Annotated in this window: 21 protein-coding genes; 12 read left to right on the top strand and 9 right to left on the bottom strand. The window is 34.0% G+C overall.

The genetic code is table 11. The features are described 5' to 3' along the window. Positions 1-108 precede the first annotated feature (108 nt). Positions 109-696, top strand: coding sequence for a hypothetical protein (locus FA048_RS11525; protein WP_136840972.1), 588 nt, complete (start codon positions 109-111; stop codon positions 694-696). Positions 697-759: 63 nt separating this feature from the next. Here FA048_RS11525 and FA048_RS11530 read toward each other — a convergent pair whose 3' ends face one another. Then, entirely contained in the window at positions 760-1,185 is a 426-nt protein-coding gene (locus FA048_RS11530) for a GNAT family N-acetyltransferase (RefSeq protein WP_136840974.1), read from the bottom strand. After that, positions 1,151-1,654: a low affinity iron permease family protein gene (locus FA048_RS11535; RefSeq protein ID WP_136840976.1), complete on the bottom strand. Its 504-nt coding sequence runs from the start codon at positions 1,652-1,654 to the stop codon at positions 1,151-1,153. Before FA048_RS11535 ends, FA048_RS11530 begins: the two co-directional genes overlap by 35 nt. 212 nt (positions 1,655-1,866) lie before the next feature. On the opposite strand from FA048_RS11535, the gene FA048_RS11540 reads away from it, so the two are divergent. Genes FA048_RS11540 through FA048_RS11555 form a run of 4 tightly spaced genes read left to right on the top strand, consistent with a single transcriptional unit; the run spans position 1,867 to position 7,259 of the window. Beyond that, on the top strand, positions 1,867-4,698 hold the full coding sequence (locus tag FA048_RS11540) for a TonB-dependent receptor (protein ID WP_136840978.1): 2,832 nt from the start codon (positions 1,867-1,869) through the stop codon (positions 4,696-4,698). Further along, positions 4,689-5,486 carry a DUF4249 family protein gene (locus FA048_RS11545; RefSeq protein WP_136840980.1) on the top strand — a complete coding sequence of 266 codons (798 nt, stop codon included), beginning with the start codon at positions 4,689-4,691 and terminating at the stop codon, positions 5,484-5,486. Before FA048_RS11540 ends, FA048_RS11545 begins: the two co-directional genes overlap by 10 nt. Before the next feature lie 29 nt (positions 5,487-5,515). Continuing rightward, positions 5,516-6,559 (top strand): sensor histidine kinase, encoded by a 1,044-nt coding sequence (locus tag FA048_RS11550; protein WP_136840982.1) that lies wholly within the window; start codon positions 5,516-5,518, stop codon positions 6,557-6,559. A gap of 1 nt (position 6,560) precedes the next feature. After that, positions 6,561-7,259 carry a LytR/AlgR family response regulator transcription factor gene (locus FA048_RS11555; RefSeq protein WP_136840984.1) on the top strand — a complete coding sequence of 233 codons (699 nt, stop codon included), beginning with the start codon at positions 6,561-6,563 and terminating at the stop codon, positions 7,257-7,259. 51 nt (positions 7,260-7,310) lie between these two features. Here FA048_RS11555 and fbaA read toward each other — a convergent pair whose 3' ends face one another. Continuing rightward, positions 7,311-8,390, bottom strand: a complete 1,080-nt coding sequence (gene fbaA / locus FA048_RS11560) for a class II fructose-bisphosphate aldolase (protein WP_136840987.1) — start codon at positions 8,388-8,390, stop codon at positions 7,311-7,313. Positions 8,391-8,575: 185 nt separating this feature from the next. Between fbaA and accD the strand changes: the two genes are divergently transcribed. From accD to FA048_RS11580, 4 genes are all read left to right on the top strand, one after another. Then, entirely contained in the window at positions 8,576-9,421 is an 846-nt protein-coding gene (accD, locus tag FA048_RS11565; RefSeq protein WP_136840989.1) for an acetyl-CoA carboxylase, carboxyltransferase subunit beta, read from the top strand. A 369-nt stretch (positions 9,422-9,790) separates the two neighbouring features. Continuing rightward, on the top strand, positions 9,791-10,264 hold the full coding sequence (locus FA048_RS11570) for a hypothetical protein (RefSeq protein ID WP_136840991.1): 474 nt from the start codon (positions 9,791-9,793) through the stop codon (positions 10,262-10,264). A 101-nt stretch (positions 10,265-10,365) separates the two neighbouring features. Then, complete coding sequence (locus tag FA048_RS11575; protein WP_136840993.1) at positions 10,366-11,094, top strand: N-acetylmuramoyl-L-alanine amidase; 729 nt, start codon at positions 10,366-10,368, stop codon at positions 11,092-11,094. An 18-nt stretch (positions 11,095-11,112) separates the two neighbouring features. Then, a complete protein-coding gene (locus FA048_RS11580) occupies positions 11,113-11,577 on the top strand; it encodes a YciI family protein (RefSeq protein ID WP_136840995.1) in 465 nt (154 codons plus the stop codon). 212 nt (positions 11,578-11,789) lie between these two features. On the opposite strand, the gene FA048_RS11585 is transcribed toward FA048_RS11580, so the two are convergent. The 6 genes from FA048_RS11585 to glmM form a co-directional block, all read right to left on the bottom strand. Then, positions 11,790-12,794, bottom strand: a complete 1,005-nt coding sequence (locus FA048_RS11585) for a cytochrome d ubiquinol oxidase subunit II (RefSeq protein WP_136840997.1) — start codon at positions 12,792-12,794, stop codon at positions 11,790-11,792. Position 12,795: 1 nt separating this feature from the next. Continuing rightward, the gene (locus FA048_RS11590) at positions 12,796-14,133 is read right to left on the bottom strand and encodes a cytochrome ubiquinol oxidase subunit I (protein ID WP_136840999.1); all 1,338 of its coding nucleotides are present in this window, start codon (positions 14,131-14,133) and stop codon (positions 12,796-12,798) included. 193 nt (positions 14,134-14,326) lie between these two features. Then, positions 14,327-15,226, bottom strand: a complete 900-nt coding sequence (locus FA048_RS11595; RefSeq protein WP_136841001.1) for an MBL fold metallo-hydrolase — start codon at positions 15,224-15,226, stop codon at positions 14,327-14,329. A gap of 67 nt (positions 15,227-15,293) precedes the next feature. Then, positions 15,294-15,500: a hypothetical protein gene (locus tag FA048_RS11600; RefSeq protein ID WP_136841004.1), complete on the bottom strand. Its 207-nt coding sequence runs from the start codon at positions 15,498-15,500 to the stop codon at positions 15,294-15,296. Positions 15,501-15,924: 424 nt separating this feature from the next. Next, the gene (locus FA048_RS11605) at positions 15,925-17,073 is read right to left on the bottom strand and encodes a cysteine desulfurase family protein (protein WP_136841006.1); all 1,149 of its coding nucleotides are present in this window, start codon (positions 17,071-17,073) and stop codon (positions 15,925-15,927) included. 69 nt (positions 17,074-17,142) lie between these two features. Next, positions 17,143-18,531, bottom strand: coding sequence for a phosphoglucosamine mutase (gene glmM / locus FA048_RS11610; RefSeq protein WP_136841008.1), 1,389 nt, complete (start codon positions 18,529-18,531; stop codon positions 17,143-17,145). A gap of 170 nt (positions 18,532-18,701) precedes the next feature. Here glmM and FA048_RS11615 point away from each other — a divergent pair, with 170 nt between their 5' ends. The 3 genes from FA048_RS11615 to FA048_RS11625 are packed head-to-tail and all read left to right on the top strand — an operon-like array spanning position 18,702 to position 20,715. After that, positions 18,702-19,433 carry a class I SAM-dependent methyltransferase gene (locus FA048_RS11615; RefSeq protein ID WP_136841322.1) on the top strand — a complete coding sequence of 244 codons (732 nt, stop codon included), beginning with the start codon at positions 18,702-18,704 and terminating at the stop codon, positions 19,431-19,433. Next, a complete protein-coding gene (locus FA048_RS11620) occupies positions 19,433-19,993 on the top strand; it encodes a phosphatase PAP2 family protein (RefSeq protein WP_136841011.1) in 561 nt (186 codons plus the stop codon). The genes FA048_RS11615 and FA048_RS11620 overlap by 1 nt, the downstream gene beginning before the upstream one ends. Beyond that, positions 19,993-20,715, top strand: a complete 723-nt coding sequence (locus tag FA048_RS11625; RefSeq protein WP_136841014.1) for a ZIP family metal transporter — start codon at positions 19,993-19,995, stop codon at positions 20,713-20,715. Before FA048_RS11620 ends, FA048_RS11625 begins: the two co-directional genes overlap by 1 nt. Positions 20,716-20,724 lie beyond the last annotated feature (9 nt).

Raw genomic sequence — 20,724 nt, forward strand, 5'->3', positions numbered from 1 at the left:
GTATTGAGAAATGAAAATAATACATTGTTCTTATCTTCAAAGGTTTTAATAGGAAATTAATAATTGAATTTTATATTTGAGTTAAATAAAAAGGAATAAATCCACAATATGGACATAAAAGACATTGAAAAAAACTATGAAAGAATGTCTGATAATGAAATTATCAGAATAGCCACAACTAATGCTTATGGATTGCGTCCTGAAGTTTTTGGAATTATCGAAAATGAAATCAATAAAAGAAACCTCAATCCAGACATTTTAAAAGGTGCAATAGCTCAAAATAAAGATTATTCCGTAGAAGAGATTGAAACCTATTCAAAACTATTGAGAGATTTACCATGCCCTATATGTGAGAAATACGAAGAGAAATTAAACGGAACAATTTCCCACACTGTTAAAAGTTTTATTTTCTTTACATCATCCGAAACTGAACTAACAATTGCCTGCCCTGATTGCTTAGACAAAAAGAACAATAATGCAATACTTTCTACAGCACTCCTTGGTTGGTGGGGTATCCCTTGGGGTCTTTTTAAGACACCAGTCTATATTTATAGGAATTTTAAGGCCAAAGAAAAAAATAGACTTGAAAACCCAAATGAATCTTTACTTTCCTACACATTGGGAAACATTGGTGAAATCGAATCCTACAAGGACAATAAAGAAAAATTAAAAGATATTATAACCACTAAAAGATAATAAGCTACAACTATATAGTTGAAATCATCAAAGTTTCAACCACTTAGTATCACATAAAAAGCATTAAATCTTCTTCACCATTTTAAAGTGCTGTATACCTGCTTCTTCAAATTGGTCACCCTCTGCAATGAAACCAAATTTGGCATATAAGCTCATGGCATCTAACTGAGAATTTAGATAAATGTAATTGGCATCTGGAGGCAAATCATCTAATGCAGTTGCGATTAAAGCTCTTCCAACCCCTTGGCCTCTAAATTCTTTAAGTACTGCAAAACGCTCTAGTTTATAACCTTTATCTGTTTTACGCCACCTACAAGCACCGCACGGTTGATGATCTGATAAAGCTAAAAAGTGATGTGAAACATCTTCATTTTCCCATTCTAATTCTGGCGGACAGTTCTGCTCTTCAACAAAGACAATTTTGCGAATGGCAAAAACTTTTTCTAATTCTTGTTCAGTTGTCGCTTTTTGTACGTGCAGTGTGTCCATTTTTCGGTTTTTTATAATGTTTAATATTTTTTGCTTTTTCAGTACTTAATTCTTCTGCAGCATCTATAGAATGTGAACAATGTATATCACTTTCTTTCTTGGCTAACATTGCTAATTTAACGTAATATTTGTGTAATTGGTCTAATTCATCCTCTGATAGGTCTTCAATGTCAACCATCCTATTGCTGGTATGTTCTTGTGCCGCAATCAACTCATTCAATTTCAACTGTATTGCTTTACCATCTTTATTCTGTGCTTTTTGAATTAAAAATACCATTAAAAAAGTAATAATTGTAGTTCCAGTATTGATAACCAGTTGCCAAGTTTCAGAATAATCAAATAAAGGGCCCATTGCGGCCCATAACACAACTACTCCCCCCGCAATTAAAAAAGCTGGCGAACTGCCAGTAAATTTAGTTGCCGCATTAGCAAATCTTTCAAAAAGACTAACACCCGTTTTCGTTTTCATTTCTAAATGTTTAGGTAATCAAATATAACCTATATATCAATTAAAGTTATGAGATAACTAATGACAAATCACAAACAAGAAAGTTTAACTAAACCTAGTCATTGTATAGTAATCAAATCTTCTATAAAAATCTCCATTTCATAGGCTCATACACTTCGTTTGTCGCAATTAACATTTGTTAACAAGCACTTTTTTAAAATTTGCCTTCACATATGAGGAGAATTTTATTATTATTTAGCATGAGCTGCGCCTTGAGCCTTAGCGCCTTCGCCCAGCGACCATTAAAAACTGATGCTGTTATTAGTGGTTTCTTTACCATACCTATGGAAACGATGTTAGATACCATCGCAAAAAAAAGCAAGATTAGGTTTATCTACGACCATGAAATGATCAAGAATATTCAAATTACAGATCAATTTCATCAAGAACCTGTAAAAAATGTATTGTCTAAAATCTTTAAAAGCAACGACCTTCACTATTGGGTAGAATCTGATCAAGAAATCTATATCATTAAAATGCCTGAAGACTTGCCTCGGCTTAAAAAAATGGCATTGGTTGGAGATTCTAATTTGTTTTACTCCAATCAGCATGCAAAAATGGATAAGAAAGAACTACCAATCTTAAATGCAAAACTGAACGCTGAGGTTATTAATGTAAAACCACAAAAAAAAGTTGAACCATTTACCATTAATGGAAAAGTAATAGATCAAAACACGGGCGAATCATTACCATCGGCAATTATTAAAGTAAGAAATACCAATATTAGTACATCTACCAATTCTGATGGTTACTTCACCATATTGCACGTCCCATCAGACACTTGTACGCTAGAAATCAACTATGTTGGCTACAGAAGAGATACTTACGAACTTAATAGCGAGAACATAAAAAAAGAAATCGTAATCGGATTATTCATTTCTGTAAAATCACTGAATGAAGTAATTGTTGTGGGTAAAAAGGGAGAAAGTGTTATGACGACCGACAAGCGTAGGGTAAGTGTGTTGCAAATTTCTCCAGCAAAGCTTGATGAATTACCAAATATTGGAGAAAGAGATATTTTAAGGTCTTTCCAGTTAATGCCAGGTATTAGTGGCAGCAATGAATCCTCTTCTGGAGCTTATGTAAGAGGCGGAACACCAGATCAAAACTTGGTGCTTTTTGATGGCTTTACGGTTTATCAAGTAGATCACCTTTATGGCTTTTTTAGTGCTTTTAATAGTAATAGTGTTAAAGATGTAACGATGTACAAAGGTGGTTTTTCTAGCAAATATGGCGGACGATTGTCTAGTGTAACGGATATTGTAGGCAAAGAAGGTAATAGTAAAGAATATAATATTGGTGGGGATATTAGCCTTTTAAGTGCTAATCTTTATTTAGAAAGACCTATAAATGATAAATCTACCTTATTGCTAGCTTATAGGCGTTCTTACGAAGGTCCCCTCTATAATAAAATCTTTAATAAATTTAACACAACAACTACTTCTACCACCGGTGGTCCCGGAGGTGGACCAAGCGGAGGTATGGGTGGCCCTCCAGGTGGCGGTGGAAGAGGTGGCTTTAGTCAAACCGTAACTACACCAGCTTCAGCTTTTTATGATTTAAATGCTAAATATACTTATGCTCCCGATCAAAAGAATAGATTTTCATGGAGCGTTTATCAAGGAAATGACAACTTAGATAATAGTAAAACCATAGAACTACCTTCATTTATTTCTAGTGGCGGAGAAATTACCAATACCGATAAAACTACTTATGGCAATTTAGGTTCTAGCTTAAAATGGTCGAGACGTTGGACACCGAAAGTCTATTCAAACACATTAGCTAGTTTCTCTACTTACCATAGCAATAGGGACAATAGCAATAAGGTTACTATTGCAGACTCACTTGGTAATGAGACAGAATTAAACAATGGTACCTTTGAAAAAAACAGATTGAAAGATTTTAGTATGAAATCTGATTGGGAGTGGCAAGTTAAAGATAAAGTAAAAGCACTTTTTGGTGTGTATGCTTCAAACCAAGATGTCTCTTACGAGTATAGCCAAAACGACACCAGCAAATTAATTGACCAACATACCAAGGCAAATATTGGTGGGCTTTATGGCGAAATAGAGTTTAGTCCCGGTAAAAACTTGCAAATTAAGCCAGGAATTAGATCAACCATTTACGACCAAACCGGAAAGGTCTATTTTGAGCCACGTTTATCTGGAACTTATACTTTAAATGATAAACTTACGCTAAAAGCCTCCACGGGCAAGTTTTATCAATTTACCAATCGTGTAATAAGAGAAGACATTTTATCTGGTAGTAGAGATTTTTGGGTATTGGCCAATGGCTCTTCTATTCCGGTAAGTTCGGCTTACCATTACATTGCAGGTTTTAGTTATGAAGCAGATAAATTTTTAATTGATGTAGAAGGATATTATAAAACGTTAAATAACTTATCTGAATATTCGCAAAGACAAATTGGTAACAGGAGAACTGGAATTTCTTTAGAGGAGCATTTCTACACGGGTTCTGGTTATACAAAAGGTATCGAATTTCTAATTCAAAAAACAAAGGGTAAATACACAGGGTGGATAAGTTATACACTCGCCGAAGCAAAAAATAATTTCGAAGCCTATGGTGGTGAATTTGCAGCCAGCCAGGATACTCGACACGAGCTAAAGTCAGTTAACTTATATCACTACGGTAGATGGACATTTTCTGCTACCTGGATTTTTGCGACAGGCAAACCTTACACTGCACCTTTAACGAGCTATACCGTTAACGACTATAGCGGAAATGCAAGGACATTTTTAACCATAAGCGATAAAAACAGTCAACGTCTTCCATCCTACCACAGGTTAGATATTTCTGCACTGTACGATTTAATTAAAATTGATAGCCGTAAGATAGGTAGCATTGGCTTCTCCATCTTCAATGCCTATAACCGAGGTAATATATGGTACCAACAATATTCAATTGTAAACAATCAAGTCATCACATCAAACGTAAACTATTTAGGGCTTACACCTAACATAACACTCAGCTTAAAATGGAAATAAATAAAAACCTGAAATATCTATTTACTTTAATATTCATCGTTATCGTTTACTGCTTTTCATCTTGTCAGAAAGATAATGCAGCTGCAGATTATGCTCGGCCAGTTGTAGAAGCTTATTTAATACCTGGTCAAGCTTTACAGGTAAAGGTATATTATCAGAAATACCTTGAGGATACGATATCTTATGGATTCCCCATTACGGGATTGGCACTCAAAGTTTCTGATGGAACAAGTAATGTTTCGTTAACCGAGACAAAATCTGGCATTTATACTTATGCAGATGCAAATTTCATTAAGGATAGCAAAACTTATGCATTAAGTTTTTCTTATTTAGATAAAACGATAAGTGCACAGACTACAATACCAAGTAAACCAGCAAATTTTAAGGCGTCAAGTACGCAGCAAGAAGTCCCAGCAATGACAGTTGGTTCTACACCAACAACTTTTATACCTGTAACATATAGCTGGGCAAATGCTACATCAGATTATTATATGTTATCGATTCAAAATATAGAAACTTATCCAAGCAGTATCTCTAGAAATACAAGGTTAAAAAACGAAGTATTGGTTGGTCAAGTTTCTACCTATAATACAGAAGCCATGAATTTTAGCTATGCAGGTAATCATAAAGTATTATTGTTTCATATTAATAAAGAATATAATGATGCCTTGAAAAACATAGGTGGAAATTCACTTAATTTAACAAATCCATCAACAAATGTTATCAATGGTTTAGGTATTTTTACCGGACTTAGAGCAGATACTTTAGACTTGTTTGTTTATCAGTAAAACATTAATAAGCAACACGATAACTAAGAATGGTAAAATTAAAATCCTGGAGGTTTTTTAACATCGTTATCCCTCTTCTATTTTGGGTTATTGTATTTAGTTTGCCCTATTTTTCTGGGCCAGATAACTTTCCAAAAGAGTTTCGTGAGCAACACTTAAAGAGCATGTTAGTTTCTAACTCGCTTCTTATCATCATTTTCTATGTACATAGTTATTTAATTTATCCCATTAGAGAAAAGAAAAATGGCATACTGTTCTATATTACCCTATTACTAGCATGTATGGCTATTTATCTTTGCACCAAAGATCTCTTTAGACCAGATTTTCCAAAAAATCCAATGTTTACTAAAGGGCAAAGGCAATTTGGACCACCCCTATTAAACATCATGTCTATTTTTCCTTTTCTTTTTGTAATTGTCGCCAGCTTCTGCCATCAATTATATTTAGATAAGGTGAGGAGAGAAAAATTAATCAAAGAGCGTGAAAACATCCATCTAAAAACAGAGCTTGATTTTCTTTCCTCACAAATCAGCCCTCATTTTATGTTTAATATTTTAAACACTATGGTATCTATGGCAAGAAAAAAATCTGAGGAATTGGAATCATCACTCATTAATCTCTCTCAGTTGATGCGTTACATGCTTTATGACACCAATGGCAAACCGATTAATCTTGCTGATGAAATAGAATATCTAAAAAGCTATGTTAATTTGCAATTAATTAGGTTTAAGGACGATGTAAATGTAAATATTCAGTTAACAGGAAATTTTGAGAATTTGCTCATAGAACCTATGTTACTTATTCCTTTCATAGAGAACGCATTTAAGCATGGGATTGGAAACATTCAAAATCCAACTATTAATATTTCTATTCAAGTAGATGATAAAGAACCATCTTTGAAGCTGATGGTCATCAATAATGTAGCACTAATAGAAACAAAACCAGAGAAAAGCTCAGGAATAGGGTTAAATAATGTTAAAAGAAGGCTAGAATTGCTCTATAAGGGTAGGCACCTACTCCATACCCAACAAAAAGATAATACTTTTATAGCTATACTTCAAATTACCTTATAAAATGAATTGCATTTTAGTTGATGATGAGAAACCTGCGCTAGAATTATTAGAGGACAATGTAAAACAAATCCCTTTTTTAAATCTAATAGCAACTTGTCGTAATCCCTTACATGTAGCTGACTTACTAGAGAAAAATGTTATTGACTTGATTTTTTTAGATATACATATGCCAAGCATTAATGGTCTTGAATTACTAAAAACACTCAAAAATCCACCAATGGTTATTCTAGTTACAGCTTATGAGGAATATGCAATAGATGGTTTTAATTTAGATGTAGTAGATTATTTGGTTAAACCAACCCCATTTAATCGTTTCTTAAAGGCAGTAAATAAGGCCCACGAACTTTATTTGAGCAAACAGAAGAGAGTTTTGCCAGAAAATGATTACGTATTTGTAAATGCAAATTATTCATTAATTAAAGTAAAAATACAGGATATTACCTTTATTGAAGGACTTAAAGACTATGTGAGAATTCATATAACTACAGGAAAACCAATAATTACAAGATTAGGGCTAAAGGGCCTAGAGGAAAGATTGGGCGCAAGCAAATTTATCCGCATCCATAAATCATATATTATTGCGTTAGATAAAATCGAATCGATTCAAAAAACCCAATTAGTTGTTGCTGGAGAAGAAATCCCAGTTGGCAATGGTTATCGCGATTTACTGCAAGAATACATCAACCACAAAAACTTATAAAAAAGGGCTTCATTTTTAAAAATGAAGCCCTTTTATTTTGGTATAGCTTACTTATAATTTATCGTTTGCATTAATGCAATTCAAATCTTCAAAAGCGCCAGTTAAACGTTTCACAAATTCTTCTTCGCCTTTACGTAACCAAACACGTGGATCATAGTATTTTTTATTTGGCTTATCATCTCCATCCGGATTACCAATTTGACCTTGCAAAAATGCTTCGTTCTTTTTGTAATAATCTAAAATACCTTGCCAAAATGCCCATTGCATATCAGTATCAATGTTCATTTTAATTGCACCATAAGAAATAGCTTCTCTAATTTCTTCTTGAGATGAGCCAGAACCCCCATGAAACACAAAATTGATTGGTTTCTCTGCAGTTAAGCTATATTTTTCTTTGATATAATCTTGAGAATTTTTAAGAATAATTGGCTGTAATTTTACGTTACCTGGTTTGTAAACACCATGCACGTTACCAAAAGCCGCAGCGATAGTAAAACGATCACTTACTTTACTTAATTCATCGTAAGCATAAGCAACTTCACTAGGTTGAGTATATAATTTAGAGCTATCTACATCACTATTATCAACACCATCTTCTTCCCCACCGGTAACACCTAATTCAATTTCAATGGTCATTCCCATTTTGTTCATGCGTTTGAAATATTCAACACAAACTTCCATGTTTTCTTCGATAGATTCTTCTGAAAGATCCAACATGTGTGATGAAAATAGAGGTTTACCTGTTTCTGCAAAGAATTTTTCGCCATGTGTTAAAAGGCCATCAATCCAAGGCAATAACTTTTTAGCAGCATGATCTGTATGTAAAACTACAGCAACACCATAATGCTCTGCTAATAAATGAACATGCTTAGCTGCAGAAACTGCACCTAAAACGCAAGCATTTAAGTTATCATTATTTAAAGTTTTACCTGCGTAAAACTGTGCACCTCCATTAGAAAGTTGGATCATTACAGGTGAGTTTACTGCTTTTGCAGTTTCCATTACCGCATTTATAGTATTGGTACCTGTAACATTTACCGCTGGTAATGCAAATTGATGTTTTTTAGCCTGTTCAAATAATTCCTGAACGGCTGCTCCGTAAATTACGCCTTTATAGCCTTTTAAACTCATTTCTATTTAAATTTGATGTTCCGAAGTTATAAAAAAAATTAAGAAAACAACAATTTTTACCTAAGTGTACTTTTTACAATAACTACAGCTTATTTTTACCATTTGCCACAAAACAGTTCATCAAAAACAGGTGCTATTGTTAAAAAAATTTTCGTTTCTTTGTACTCGCATTTTTAAAAGTAAACATGGCTTGGTTTAAGAGAGAAAAAAAAGGTATCAGTACCACTACCGAAGAAAAGAAAGAAGCACCAGACGGCTTGTGGAATAAGTGCCCAAATTGTAAAAAAGCACTTCACAGTGCAGATTTAATAGAAAACAAATACGTTTGCCACTATTGTGATTATCATTTAAGAATTGGTTCTAAAGAATATTTTCAAGTTCTTTTTGACAATAATGAGTTTACAGAAATGTTTGCAAACTTAACATCTGGTGATCCGCTACAATTTAACGACAATAAACCTTATACAGATAGAATTGTAGAAAGTCAAGCAAAAACTGGTTTAAAAGATGCTATTCGTGCTGCTCATGGTAAAATAGATGGTCAAGAATTAATGGTAGCTTGTATGGATTTTGCTTTTATTGGTGGTTCTATGGGTTCGGTAGTTGGAGAAAAAATTGCCCGTTCTATTGATTATAGCATTAAAAATAAAGTGCCATTCTTAATGATTTCTAAATCTGGTGGTGCCCGTATGATGGAAGCTGCATTTTCATTAATGCAAATGGCTAAAACTTCGGCTAAACTGGCATTGTTAAGTCAAGCTAAAATTCCATATATCTCTTTACTTACCGACCCTACAACTGGGGGTGTTACCGCATCTTATGCTATGTTGGGAGACATTAATATTGCAGAACCAGGTGCCTTAATCGGCTTTGCTGGTCCACGTGTAATCAAAGAAACTATAAAAAAAGATTTACCAAAAGGCTTCCAAACTTCTGAATTTGTATTAGAGCACGGCTTTTTAGATTTTATTGTTGATAGAAGACAGATGAAAGCTAAACTGGCAACGTTCTTGAAAATGATGAAGAATTAATTAGTTCAATAGTTCACTTGTCATTAGTTCATTAGGTAGGTTGGTTGCCAAACCAATAATACTGTTGAACCAATGATACCAATGAACCAAATATATCAGAAAAGCAGGGTTCGAAATTCGTAGGAATGTCAATCCTGCTTTTTGCTTTACTTCACTTCGTTCCGTGTTCGCTACAATCAGGTTTAAATACATAGGTTTGTACAGCTATTTAAGGTTTCTGCAAACGTAAAAAACATTTAATAATCGGATATTAAAGGATTATATTCGTTTGTTAATCTTTATATCCGATATGTAGCGTAAGCGGCAACTTATCGGCAACCTTCGATTACATTAACTACTAATAGGCAAACAGAACTTAAAAAAATGACAATGACTTTAAAGACTATTATAATGACAACTGTTGTATTGTTATTTTCTATAACAGACATTAAAGCTCAAAATGCTTGCCCTCTTAATTTTGGCAGCAAACAATTGGAAAAAGCAAAGCATGACATTAAGAATTGGAACGGAAAAATAATAGCTTGTGATGTTGAAGTAATTCAAGTTGAAAAAGGATATCAAAGCAAACCCTACTATAAAGTAAAACTTGAAGATGGCGGACAATTTTGGGTTGGTTCATTGGTAACAAGTGGCTACGAAAAGACTAGTGCAAAGCTTAGACTTTTGGGTTACTTTTCATTAGTCGATAAAGACGATATTGGAAATAAATTTAATAAAGACGGTTTTCATATTTTATCATTTGTAGTTATTGACCTTGCGACAAAACAAATGGCAATGTTTCCTGGCTCTGACAAACAAGTTAAAGAATGGATGAATGGAACTGTTCCTGTTGGGCAAAAATAAAATTAATAACAGCGAGTTAAATAGGATGGCAGAAGAAAGGGGCTTCAAAAAAATCCTTATTAAATTGAAATCTTTATCTTAGTTATTCAAAATCATTTCAAATGAAAAAACTATTGCTATCCGTATTTGGCTTAATCTTACTTTCTAGTTTTACAATTAGCCATTTAAATAAACCAAAGGCAATTGTAGTGTGGCAACCATCACATCAAACAGATACTGGAAAAGACTTTAGTGAAGCGGCTGTTTGCAATGGCATTATTGAGGCTGCAATAGCTGGAAAACCAAATTTAAAAGAATACAAAGTTTGGAGTTTAAATAAGCCAAACCTTCATCATCCAAATGTAGGGAGCAACACAATTATAGAACACACATCTGCAGTTATTGATGGCAAAATATCAGGCTATGCTTACGAGTTGCAAGAGTCGAACAAGAAGAATCCAACTGTTTTTATAGCAGTTCATAATAACGGTGGCACAAAACGCCATGCCATTTGGGGTTTTATTCATGATGGGGATGAATATGAAGCAGAAAACAGAGCCTTAGCAGCAAGGTTAATTGCAGCAGTTAGTGCAGTTACAGATTTAGAAAATAGAGGTGTTCAATTAGATAGTTCAACTGGCAGAAATGATTACACCTGCAAAAGCACTGGAAAAAAAGCATTCTATAGTCTTGATGAACATATCAATACTGCCAAATACAGGGTGCTTTTAGAAGTAGGTGACAATGGTGTAAGCAAAGAATTCTTGGAAAATCCTGCTAACCAGAAAAAAATGGGTGAAGCCATTAAAGCTGAATTGGCGAAATGGCTTACTGAAAAAAATTTAAATTAATTCATAAATCATAATACCATGAAAAAATTAATGTTCTTATTTATCTGCTTATCAATAGGATTTGTTGTAAATGCACAAGACAAAAAAGTAAATCCAAATTACGATGCTGCCCTAGCAAAACAGTATGGTGCCGATGATTATGGAATGAAAATGTATGTTTTAGTAATCTTGAAAACAGGAACAAATACTACTGCCACCAAAGCAGAAACTGATAGCTTATTTGCAGGACATATGGCTAATATAGGCAAATTGGTTAAATTAAATAAACTCGTAGTAGCTGGTCCATTGGGAAAGAACGACAAAACTTACCGTGGTATTTTTATCTTAAATACGAAATCAATTGATGAAGCGAAAGAGTTATTAGGCACTGACCCTGCCTATAAAGCAAAGTTACTCGACGCCGAAATTATCAATTGGTATGGCTCTGCAGCCTTGGCCGAGTATTTAAAAGCAGATGATAAAATTGGAAAGTATAAATTTTAGTTAGTTTTTGTCATCCAGAGCGAAGCGAAGGGTCTATTTATCGAACACTTCAAACAGATTCCTCCAAAGTCGGAATGACAAGTCTATTGAGCATTTTGTCATCCAGAGCGAAGCGAAGGATCTATTAATCGAACTCCTCAAACAGATTCCTCCAAAGTCGGAATGACAAAAAAAATTTTTCTTTGCGTTCTTAGCGCCCTTTGCGGTTATCCCTACTCTTCCTTTTGCTGAAACTTATAAAACAAATATCCTAAAAAAGGCAGGATCAAAAAGCTACCAAGCACCAATGCCCAACCTAAACTCTCTACCGTTTTAACTGGAGCAATGCTATCATAAAGTGAAATAGCGCCCCCAGCTTTTAACCTAATAAAATTTGGAAAGTGTGCATAGCTTATTGCTACTAAAATCATGGTTACTTGAAAACCGGCTAGAACCCTCAGTACTTTTGTTTTTCCTTTTAAGAGTAAATACCACAATAAAATAAGTGATAAACTTGCTAAAACAACTGCAATTAATCCAACTTCATTTTCAAAAACCCAAGTCATTAATGGTACATTTTCGAAATAAGCAGCTGTAAAAACCACTGCTCCAAAAATTACTGCAGCTACATTCATAAACTCAGCTTTTTTAATGAAACGCTTTTTGTCTTCATCAGCTTTACTTTCACCTATTAAATAAATAGCAGCCAGAAAACCACACAATGCCACTGTGAATAAACCTACTGCAATAGAGAACCAATTTAACCAACTAAAAACATATGCTGAAGCAAAATCCTTTGCCTGTGTATCTATTTGACCTGAAATTACACTTCCGGCAATTATGCCCAAGAAAAGAGGAGTAATAAAACTAGAATAAATAAAAATCTTATTGTAAACTTCCTGCATTTGGTCTTTTACCGCATCATAATGTCTAAATACAAAAGCTGTCCCCCTAGCAATAATTCCAATTAACATAATTGCCAATGGAATATGTAGATGAACTGACATGGTAGTATATATTTTTGGGAAAGCAACAAACAAAATTACAATGGCTATAATTAACCACATGTGGTTGGCTTCCCAAATTGGACCAATGGCTTGGTTCATTGTTTTACGCGTTTTACTCCTATTTTTTTGAGAGGTAAATAGCTCAATAATTCCAGCACCAAAATCGGCACCACCAAGTAAAAAGTAAAGCAAGATGGCCAAACATAAAAAGGCTATAATTACGTAATCCATATTAATCTGCTTTGAATTGGGTTGAAACTTGGGCTGGACTATATAAAATTGGCACCATCTTAATTTGTCGATATAATAAGAAAATGACAATAACATTTAATGATGCGTAAATTGCAGAGAACAAATAAAATGACCAAGCAATTCCAGGCATCGGCGTAACTGCGTCTTTGGTACGCATAACGCCATAAATTATCCAAGGTTGGCGACCAACCTCTGTAACCACCCAACCCGCCTCTAAAGCAATGTATCCAAGTGGGATGGCCAATACAAATAGTTTCAACAACCATTTACGCTCCAATATAGATTTCTTGCGCAATAACAAAATAAAATAACCTAACGAAATCAGCACTAATAAACTACCAATCCCAACCATAATCTGAAAAGCGTAATGCGTAATTGCAACTGGTGGCTGTTCATTTTCTGGAATTTTATCTAATCCTGTTACTTCAGCTTTAAAATCACCATGAGCTAAAAAGCTCAATGCACCCGGAATTTCAATGGCATGACTTACTTTTTTATCTTTTTCGTTTACAATTCCACCTATTAATAAGGGTGCCGGTTTTTGTGTTACATACAAAGCCTCCATTGCCGCCAATTTTGCAGGTTGTCTTTTTGCTACATCTTTTGCAGATAAATCTCCACTTATGGGTTGTAAAACAGCACAAATTGTAGCAAATACTGCAGCAATTTTAAATGCTTTATAATGAAAATCGGTGTTCTGCTTTTTTAAAATCATAAGTGCGTGTACACCCGCAACGGCAAAACCAGTTGCCGTAAAGGCTGCCAAACACATGTGTAAAGCTTGCGTAAACCACGCTTTATTAAACATAGCTGCAATTGGATCTATGTTTAAATATTTTCCATCCACGAAATCAAATCCAGCTGGACTATTCATCCAAGCATTTGCAGCAACTACCAAAATTCCAGAAGCTAATCCGCTTACACCTACCACAACTCCGGTAAACCAATGAAACCATTTATTCAATTTATTCCAGCCATATAGAAAGAAACCTAAGGCAATCGCTTCGATAAAAAATGCTGTTCCTTCTAGCGAAAAAGGCATTCCGAAAATTGGGCCAGCATGTTCCATAAACTTTGGCCAAAGCAGACCCAGTTCAAATGAAAGCATAGTGCCTGAAACCGCACCAGTAGCAAAAAAGATAGCTACACCTTTACTCCAAGCTTTTGTAATGTTTTTATAAACTTCATTATTGGTTTTAAGCCATTTGTAGTGTGATATGGCCATGAAAAATGGCATCACCATTCCGATACAAGCATAGATAATGTGGAAGCCCAATGAGAGGGCCATCTGTGAGCGGGCTGCTAAAAAATCATCCATAAGAAATAAGGATTTATGTTTCAGCAAATATACCCTATAGAATTTTGGAATTCTTTAACTGTCAATTAAATAGCTAAGAAAATTTTAATATAGAATGTTTATAAATTGCATTTTCTTTAAAAAAGATAGCCGCAGATTTGCAGATTATATTTAAAAACAAATCTGCTGATCTGCGGCTATAAATTAATAGAAATTAACCAGTAGTTAACTCTGTATAAGCGGCTGTTAAACTTCTTCCAATACCGTCTCCTTGCCATTCTGGTGCACCTGGAATTGTAGTTGCTTTTAAAATTTCTTCTTTAGTTTTACCTGCTTTTATCTCCCCTTTAACAAAGGCCAATAAGCTTTCTAAATAGTTTTTAAAAGCCTTTACATTTTCTTTATCTCCAACTACTTTATCTGGATCTAAACTATGTCCAGTAATTACAATTGTATCCTTATCAAACTGATTGTATATTTTATCTAAAGCAGTAATCCAATTACCAATATGCGCACCATTAGCTTGGTCTATAAACGGAAAACGACGATTGAAAACCAAATCTCCAACATGTACAATATTTGCATTTTCAAAATGATAAACTACATCACCATTAGTATGGCCCGAACCATAATAATAGGAGCTTATTTTTTCTTTCCCTACAGGTGCTTTCCAACCTTTACCAAAAGTAACATCTGGATAAAGCTGCTTATCATCATTTTTAGCTTTTTCTGCTGCCAACTTCATATTCACTAAAGCATTTTGATGTGCAACAACGTGTTCTGCTAAGCCTTTAAATGCAATATTGCCCGCTGTATGATCTCCATGATGATGTGTATTGAGCAAATACTTAAATGGTTTTTCGCCCAATTTTTTCAATTCTTCAATTACATGCGGTGCAGATGTAGGAAATTGTGAATCGACTACTACAAAACCATTTGTACTATTTAACCAGGCAATGGTACCACCTTGTTCTGTAAAAATTCCTACATCATTTCTTAAAGCTTTAAATTGATAAGCTCTTAATTCATTTGAACTTGCAAAAGCATCGCTTTTATAAAAAGCTAAAACTGCAGCTGCCAATGCAGAATTTTGGATAAACTGTCTTCTTTGCATAATAAGGAAAATTAAAAAACCACGAATATGATCGTGGTTTAAATGTAATGAAATATTTTTTCGAATACTATACTCCCGTTCCAGGCATTGTTCCTGGCTCATGCCCATCACCTAATGCATTGTTAGTACGGCCATGTTTTTTCTGAAAATTACTAGTAACTTTCGAAGAAGAATTCTTTTCTACATTCTCTTCATTTCTTGGTGTTTCTTGCTCAGTATCTGTTACAGTAGCATCTTTTTTAATGGCACTGTCTTTTTCATTATAATTTTCCATGATATTTAATTTTTTGATGTACTTAAATAACAATGTTCAAAATATTTTGTTTTTTATAATTAGAAAAGCTGTAACACTAAAGCTATCAAAAGGTAGTCCTGCCAATGCTTCAATCTTTTTGTTTTGTGTCATTTGGACTGTAAGGAGAAATCTGAAATAAACAAAAAGGATTTTCGCGTATGTCAGGTTTAGCATACACAGTCTTTGCTACTATTTAGGTTTGCTCCTAGCAGCTGCCAAGAATTACAAACTTTGTTATTTAAACCTGATTGAAATGTAAAGCCCCGATTTTCTTCGGGCTTGCAATGAAAAGCAGGACTGCTTTATCCGATGAAGAACTGACATTTATTTACAAAAAAGCCTTAACAAAAATGCTAAGGCTTCAATATTATAAATGAGGTCGCTTAGTACCTCGCAATGACGATTAAGCTAACGCATTTTGCTTAACCACCATTTTAACTTTTTCTAACACGTAATCTAGTTCTTCTTTTGTGGTGTATTTACTAAAAGAAAAACGTACTGATGGCCGGTTTGGATCGGCTTTAATTCCATTTAATACATGTGAGCCAATGTTAGAGCCCGATGAACAAGCACTTCCGCCCGAGGCGCAAATACCATTAATATCTAAATTAAACAACAACATATCTGCCATGTCCATTTCTGGAAATGATACATTTAAAACAGTGTACAAGCTTTTATTCGGATCGGTTTCACCATTAAAAGCAATACCAGGAATTTCTGCAATTAGTTGCTCTTTTAAATAATCTTTTAAACCCTGAATATAGTCCTGATGTTCAGTCATTTCTGTATAAGCAATTTCTAAAGCTTTTGCCAAACCAACAATACCATACACATTTTCTGTACCACCTCGCATGTTGCGTTCTTGTGCACCTCCATAAATCATTGGTTGAATTTTAATATTGCTGTTTACATATAAAAAGCCAACACCTTTTGGCCCATGCAATTTATGTGCAGCACACACAATAAAATGAGCTTTAAGTTTACGTACATCATGTGCATAATGCCCCATGGTTTGAACGGTATCTGCATGGTAAATAGCATTGTATTTTTCGCAAATATCACCTACCTTTTCCATATCGGTTAAGGTACCCAACTCATTATTAGCATGCATTAAAGAAACAAAACTACGTTCGTTAGTTTGTAGTAATTCTTCTAAATGATTGTAATCTACATTACCTTTTTCGTCAATATTAACAAAACTTAATTTATCTATAATCCCATCTTTTAAAAGCATCCCTAAAGTATGTTCTACAGCATGGTGTTCTATTTTAGAGGTAATGGCATGTTTAATTCCATATGCAGAGATACCACAACGAATAGCAGTATTATCAGCCTCTGTACCACCAGATGTAAAAAAAATTTCTGATGGAGATGCATTTAACAATCCCGAAACAGTTTTTCTAGCTTTCTCTACCAAAGTTCTAACTTCACGACCAAGGGCATGTATTGCAGAAGGATTTCCGTAAAAATTCTGCATTACGTCAGTCATTTCAGCTATAACCTTAGGGTCTAGAGGTGTAGTTGCTGCATTATCTAAATAAACTCTTTTCATATTAAAATTGATTACACTGATTACTAAAATTGCACTGATTAAAGTGATTTCATAGCAATAGGTTATTGATTAGTTAAGTTGTAATATTTCTTTAATATCCGAAATGATTTTTTTGGCTAAATTTTCTGCTACAGTTTCATTTTCTGCTTCACTATAAATACGAATGATTGGTTCTGTATTAGAACGGCGTAGATGTACCCATTCATTAGCAAAATCAATTTTTAACCCATCAATTGTACTTGTTTTTTCGTCTTTATATTTCTCTTGAACTTTAATTAATAACGCATCAATATCCATTTCTGGTGTTAATGTTATTTTGTTTTTTGAGATATGATAAGCAGGATAAGTACTACGCAAACGTGAAATTGTAGTACCTTCTTTTGCCAAATGTGTTAAAAATAAAGCAATGCCAACTAAGGCATCTCTTCCATAATGTAGTTCTGGATAGATAATACCACCATTCCCTTCACCACCAATAATTGCATTGGTAGCTTTCATTTGGTTTACCACATTTACTTCACCAACGGCTGCAGCATTGTATTGTCCGCCTGCTTTTTCTGTAACATCTCTTAAAGCACGAGTTGATGAAAGATTAGAAACAGCATTTCCAGGAGTATTTTTGAGGATATAGTCTGCAACAGCAACCAAAGTATACTCTTCTCCAAACATAGTTCCATCTTCGTTAACAAAGCAAAGCCTATCAACATCAGGATCTACAACAATTCCTAAATCTGCTCTTTTAGCTTGAACAACTTTTGCAATTTCCGTTAAATTTTCAGGTAAAGGCTCTGGATTATGAGGAAACTCTCCGTTGGGTTCACAATACAATTCATAAACGGTTTCAACCCCTAAAGCTTTCAATAAAGCTGGAATAAAAATACCACCACTTGAATTCACACAATCAATAGCAATTTTAAAATTTGCCTTTTTAATCACTTCAACATCTACTAACGGCAATGCCAATATTGCATCAATGTGTTTTTGCAGGTATGTGTCGTTACTAACTACTTTACCAAGCTCATTTACATCGGCAAAAGCAAAATCAGCAGCTTCAGCAATTTCTAAAACTTCCTTACCATCAGCATCACTAATAAATTCACCTTTTTCATTTAGCAATTTTAATGCATTCCACTGTTTAGGATTATGGCTTGCTGTTAAAATAATACCACCACCTGCTTGCTCCATAGGCACTGCAATTTCTACAGTTGGAGTAGTAGACAATCCTAAATCAATTACTTCAATGCCCAAGCCTTGTAAGGTGCCAATAACTAAATTATTAACCATCTCACCAGAAATACGAGCATCTCTACCTAATACAATTTTTTTATTTTGAGTTTTATTTACTACCCAAGAGCCATAAGCAGCAGTAAATTTTACAATATCAATTGGGGTTAAACCATCACCAGCTTTTCCGCCAATGGTCCCTCTAATTCCGGAAATAGATTTTATTAAAGTCAAGTTCTATAAATTTTCTCAAAAATATAAAATTTTAATCAATGGTAGCATTAAAAGGCACACATCTAGGTAATTTTTGATGAGATTTTTACCAAGTTAATATTTAAAAGTCATAACTGTTGAACATCAAAATGCTATATTTGTTCCTCACAAAAAGTCAACAGATTAGCAGGATGCAGCGAAAATGGTTTCAATATTGGTTTAATTCTCCGTATTATCACGTTCTTTACAGCCAACGTAATGATGAAGAAGCTGAGTTTTTGATTGACAACCTTTCTTCTTATTTAAGGCCCAAAACAAATAGCAGAATTTTAGATATCGCTTGCGGACGCGGGCGCCATGCTATTTATTTAAATAAAAAGGGTTATGATGTTACAGGAATAGACCTTTCTGAGCAGAGCATTAAATATGCACAACAGTTTGAGCAAAAAAATCTTCATTTTTATGTACATGATATGCGTAAGCTATCTTACATTAACTATTTTGATATAGCACTAAACTTATTTACCAGCTTTGGTTATTTTGATACAGAGAAAGATCATGTTAATGCTTTAAAAGCTTTTAGAAAAGGATTAAAGCACGATGGAACGCTAGTAATTGATTATTTTAATACGCAGAAAATTATTAAAAACTTAACCAATCAAGAAATTAAAACTATTGATGGCATTGAGTTTCATTTGCATAAATTCGTTTCTGAAGGGAAAATCATCAAACATATCAATTTTGAACATAAGCTAAAAGTACATGCTTTTGAAGAGCGGGTTCAAGCTTTTTTCCTTGCAGATTTTGAGAGGATGTTAACCAAAAGTGGCTTTATAATTACTGAAACCTTTGGAAATTATGCGCTAGATGCTTTTGATGAAATTAAATCTGATCGTTTAATTCTTGTTTGTAAGAAAGCGTAATGGCAGACATCCAACAGTTTGATGTAGAATTATTTGTACGAATCCACCGTGGTTTAAGTAATGGTTTTTTTGACTGGTTGATGCCATTATTGAGAAACCGTTTTTTTTGGTCGCCACTTTATCTATTCATCATTGTTTTTTGTATTAAAAGTTATAAAAAACAAGGTTATTATATAATTGGAATGATTTTAGTCACTTTTGCTGTAGGTGATCTAATTGCGTCTCGCTTAATTAAACCCTTCATTGGAAGAATTAGACCTTGTAATGATATTAGCTTAGCAAATGATATCATTCATCGGGTGCCGTGCGGAAGCGGTTACAGCTTCCCATCAACTCACGCCACTAACCATTTTGCCATTGCGATATTTCTAATCTGTTTATTCTATCCTAAATGGAAGCCAATATTACCATTAGGTATTTTTTGGGCATTTAGTATTGCTTTTGCACAAGTTTATGTTGGTGTGCATTACCCAATTGACACCATGTTCGGTGCTTTACTAGGTACTTGTATTGGTTTCTTTACTTTTTATTTATATACAAAAATAAAACCTGCAGTATAATGGAGATCTGGAAATTTCTTGTTCTGTTTTTTTGTGCCTTTTTTGGAGGATTAGCGATCTTTTTAGTTAAAAATGATAAATCTCAATTGTTAAAATTGATTCTCTCATTTAGCGGAGCTTACTTATTTGCAATTACGGTTCTACATCTAATTCCTGATGCTTATAGTGGAACAGATAAGGAAGAAATTGGGATTTTTATTTTAATAGGGTTTTTATTACAGATATTTTTAGAGCAATTTTCAGAAGGTGTAGAACATGGTCACATCCATAAACATCATGATAGTCATGTTTTTCCATGGGGAATTATGATCAGTTTATGTTTACATGCTTTTTTAGAAGGAATGCCTTTAGCTAAAGATCAAAATAACGAGTTGATCTTTGGCATATCTTTACATCATATTCCTGCGGCGTTTGCGCTAGCAAGCATATTAGTTCAGAACAATTTTAAGGTTAGCGGTGTTGTTTTTTACATTACACTTTTCGCAATTATGGCACCTGCCGGATACTATTTTAGCTTGAGCTTAAGTAATGGCAGTATTAGCGGAATGGAACCCTATTTTAATAAAGTAATGGGCATTGTAATTGGTATATTTTTACATATTTCTACAACAATACTTTTTGAATCAAATGCAGACCATAAAATTAATAAACGTAAAATGCTAGCAGTTTTATTAGGTATAAGTGTTGCATTAATAGGCTTTTTTGCAGCTGGACACCACTAATATCTTAAC

It is taken from the genome of Pedobacter polaris (genome assembly GCF_005116505.1).
GTDB classification, from domain to species: Bacteria; Bacteroidota; Bacteroidia; order Sphingobacteriales; family Sphingobacteriaceae; genus Pedobacter; species Pedobacter polaris.

Coding starts and splice junctions, on each gene's coding strand:
- FA048_RS11625 (WP_136841014.1), top strand. CDS start 19,993: ATGGAGATCTGGAAATTTCTTGTTCTGTTTTTTTGTGCCTTTTTTGGA.
- FA048_RS11605 (WP_136841006.1), bottom strand. CDS start 17,073: ATGAAAAGAGTTTATTTAGATAATGCAGCAACTACACCTCTAGACCCT.
- FA048_RS11575 (WP_136840993.1), top strand. CDS start 10,366: ATGAAAAAACTATTGCTATCCGTATTTGGCTTAATCTTACTTTCTAGT.
- FA048_RS11570 (WP_136840991.1), top strand. CDS start 9,791: ATGACTTTAAAGACTATTATAATGACAACTGTTGTATTGTTATTTTCT.
- FA048_RS11540 (WP_136840978.1), top strand. CDS start 1,867: ATGAGGAGAATTTTATTATTATTTAGCATGAGCTGCGCCTTGAGCCTT.
- FA048_RS11590 (WP_136840999.1), bottom strand. CDS start 14,133: ATGGATGATTTTTTAGCAGCCCGCTCACAGATGGCCCTCTCATTGGGC.
- FA048_RS11535 (WP_136840976.1), bottom strand. CDS start 1,654: ATGAAAACGAAAACGGGTGTTAGTCTTTTTGAAAGATTTGCTAATGCG.
- FA048_RS11580 (WP_136840995.1), top strand. CDS start 11,113: ATGAAAAAATTAATGTTCTTATTTATCTGCTTATCAATAGGATTTGTT.
- FA048_RS11585 (WP_136840997.1), bottom strand. CDS start 12,794: ATGGATTACGTAATTATAGCCTTTTTATGTTTGGCCATCTTGCTTTAC.
- FA048_RS11615 (WP_136841322.1), top strand. CDS start 18,702: ATGCAGCGAAAATGGTTTCAATATTGGTTTAATTCTCCGTATTATCAC.
- FA048_RS11595 (WP_136841001.1), bottom strand. CDS start 15,226: ATGCAAAGAAGACAGTTTATCCAAAATTCTGCATTGGCAGCTGCAGTT.
- FA048_RS11530 (WP_136840974.1), bottom strand. CDS start 1,185: ATGGACACACTGCACGTACAAAAAGCGACAACTGAACAAGAATTAGAA.
- FA048_RS11525 (WP_136840972.1), top strand. CDS start 109: ATGGACATAAAAGACATTGAAAAAAACTATGAAAGAATGTCTGATAAT.
- FA048_RS11555 (WP_136840984.1), top strand. CDS start 6,561: ATGAATTGCATTTTAGTTGATGATGAGAAACCTGCGCTAGAATTATTA.
- accD (WP_136840989.1), top strand. CDS start 8,576: ATGGCTTGGTTTAAGAGAGAAAAAAAAGGTATCAGTACCACTACCGAA.
- FA048_RS11550 (WP_136840982.1), top strand. CDS start 5,516: ATGGTAAAATTAAAATCCTGGAGGTTTTTTAACATCGTTATCCCTCTT.
- FA048_RS11620 (WP_136841011.1), top strand. CDS start 19,433: ATGGCAGACATCCAACAGTTTGATGTAGAATTATTTGTACGAATCCAC.
- FA048_RS11545 (WP_136840980.1), top strand. CDS start 4,689: ATGGAAATAAATAAAAACCTGAAATATCTATTTACTTTAATATTCATC.
- fbaA (WP_136840987.1), bottom strand. CDS start 8,390: ATGAGTTTAAAAGGCTATAAAGGCGTAATTTACGGAGCAGCCGTTCAG.
- FA048_RS11600 (WP_136841004.1), bottom strand. CDS start 15,500: ATGGAAAATTATAATGAAAAAGACAGTGCCATTAAAAAAGATGCTACT.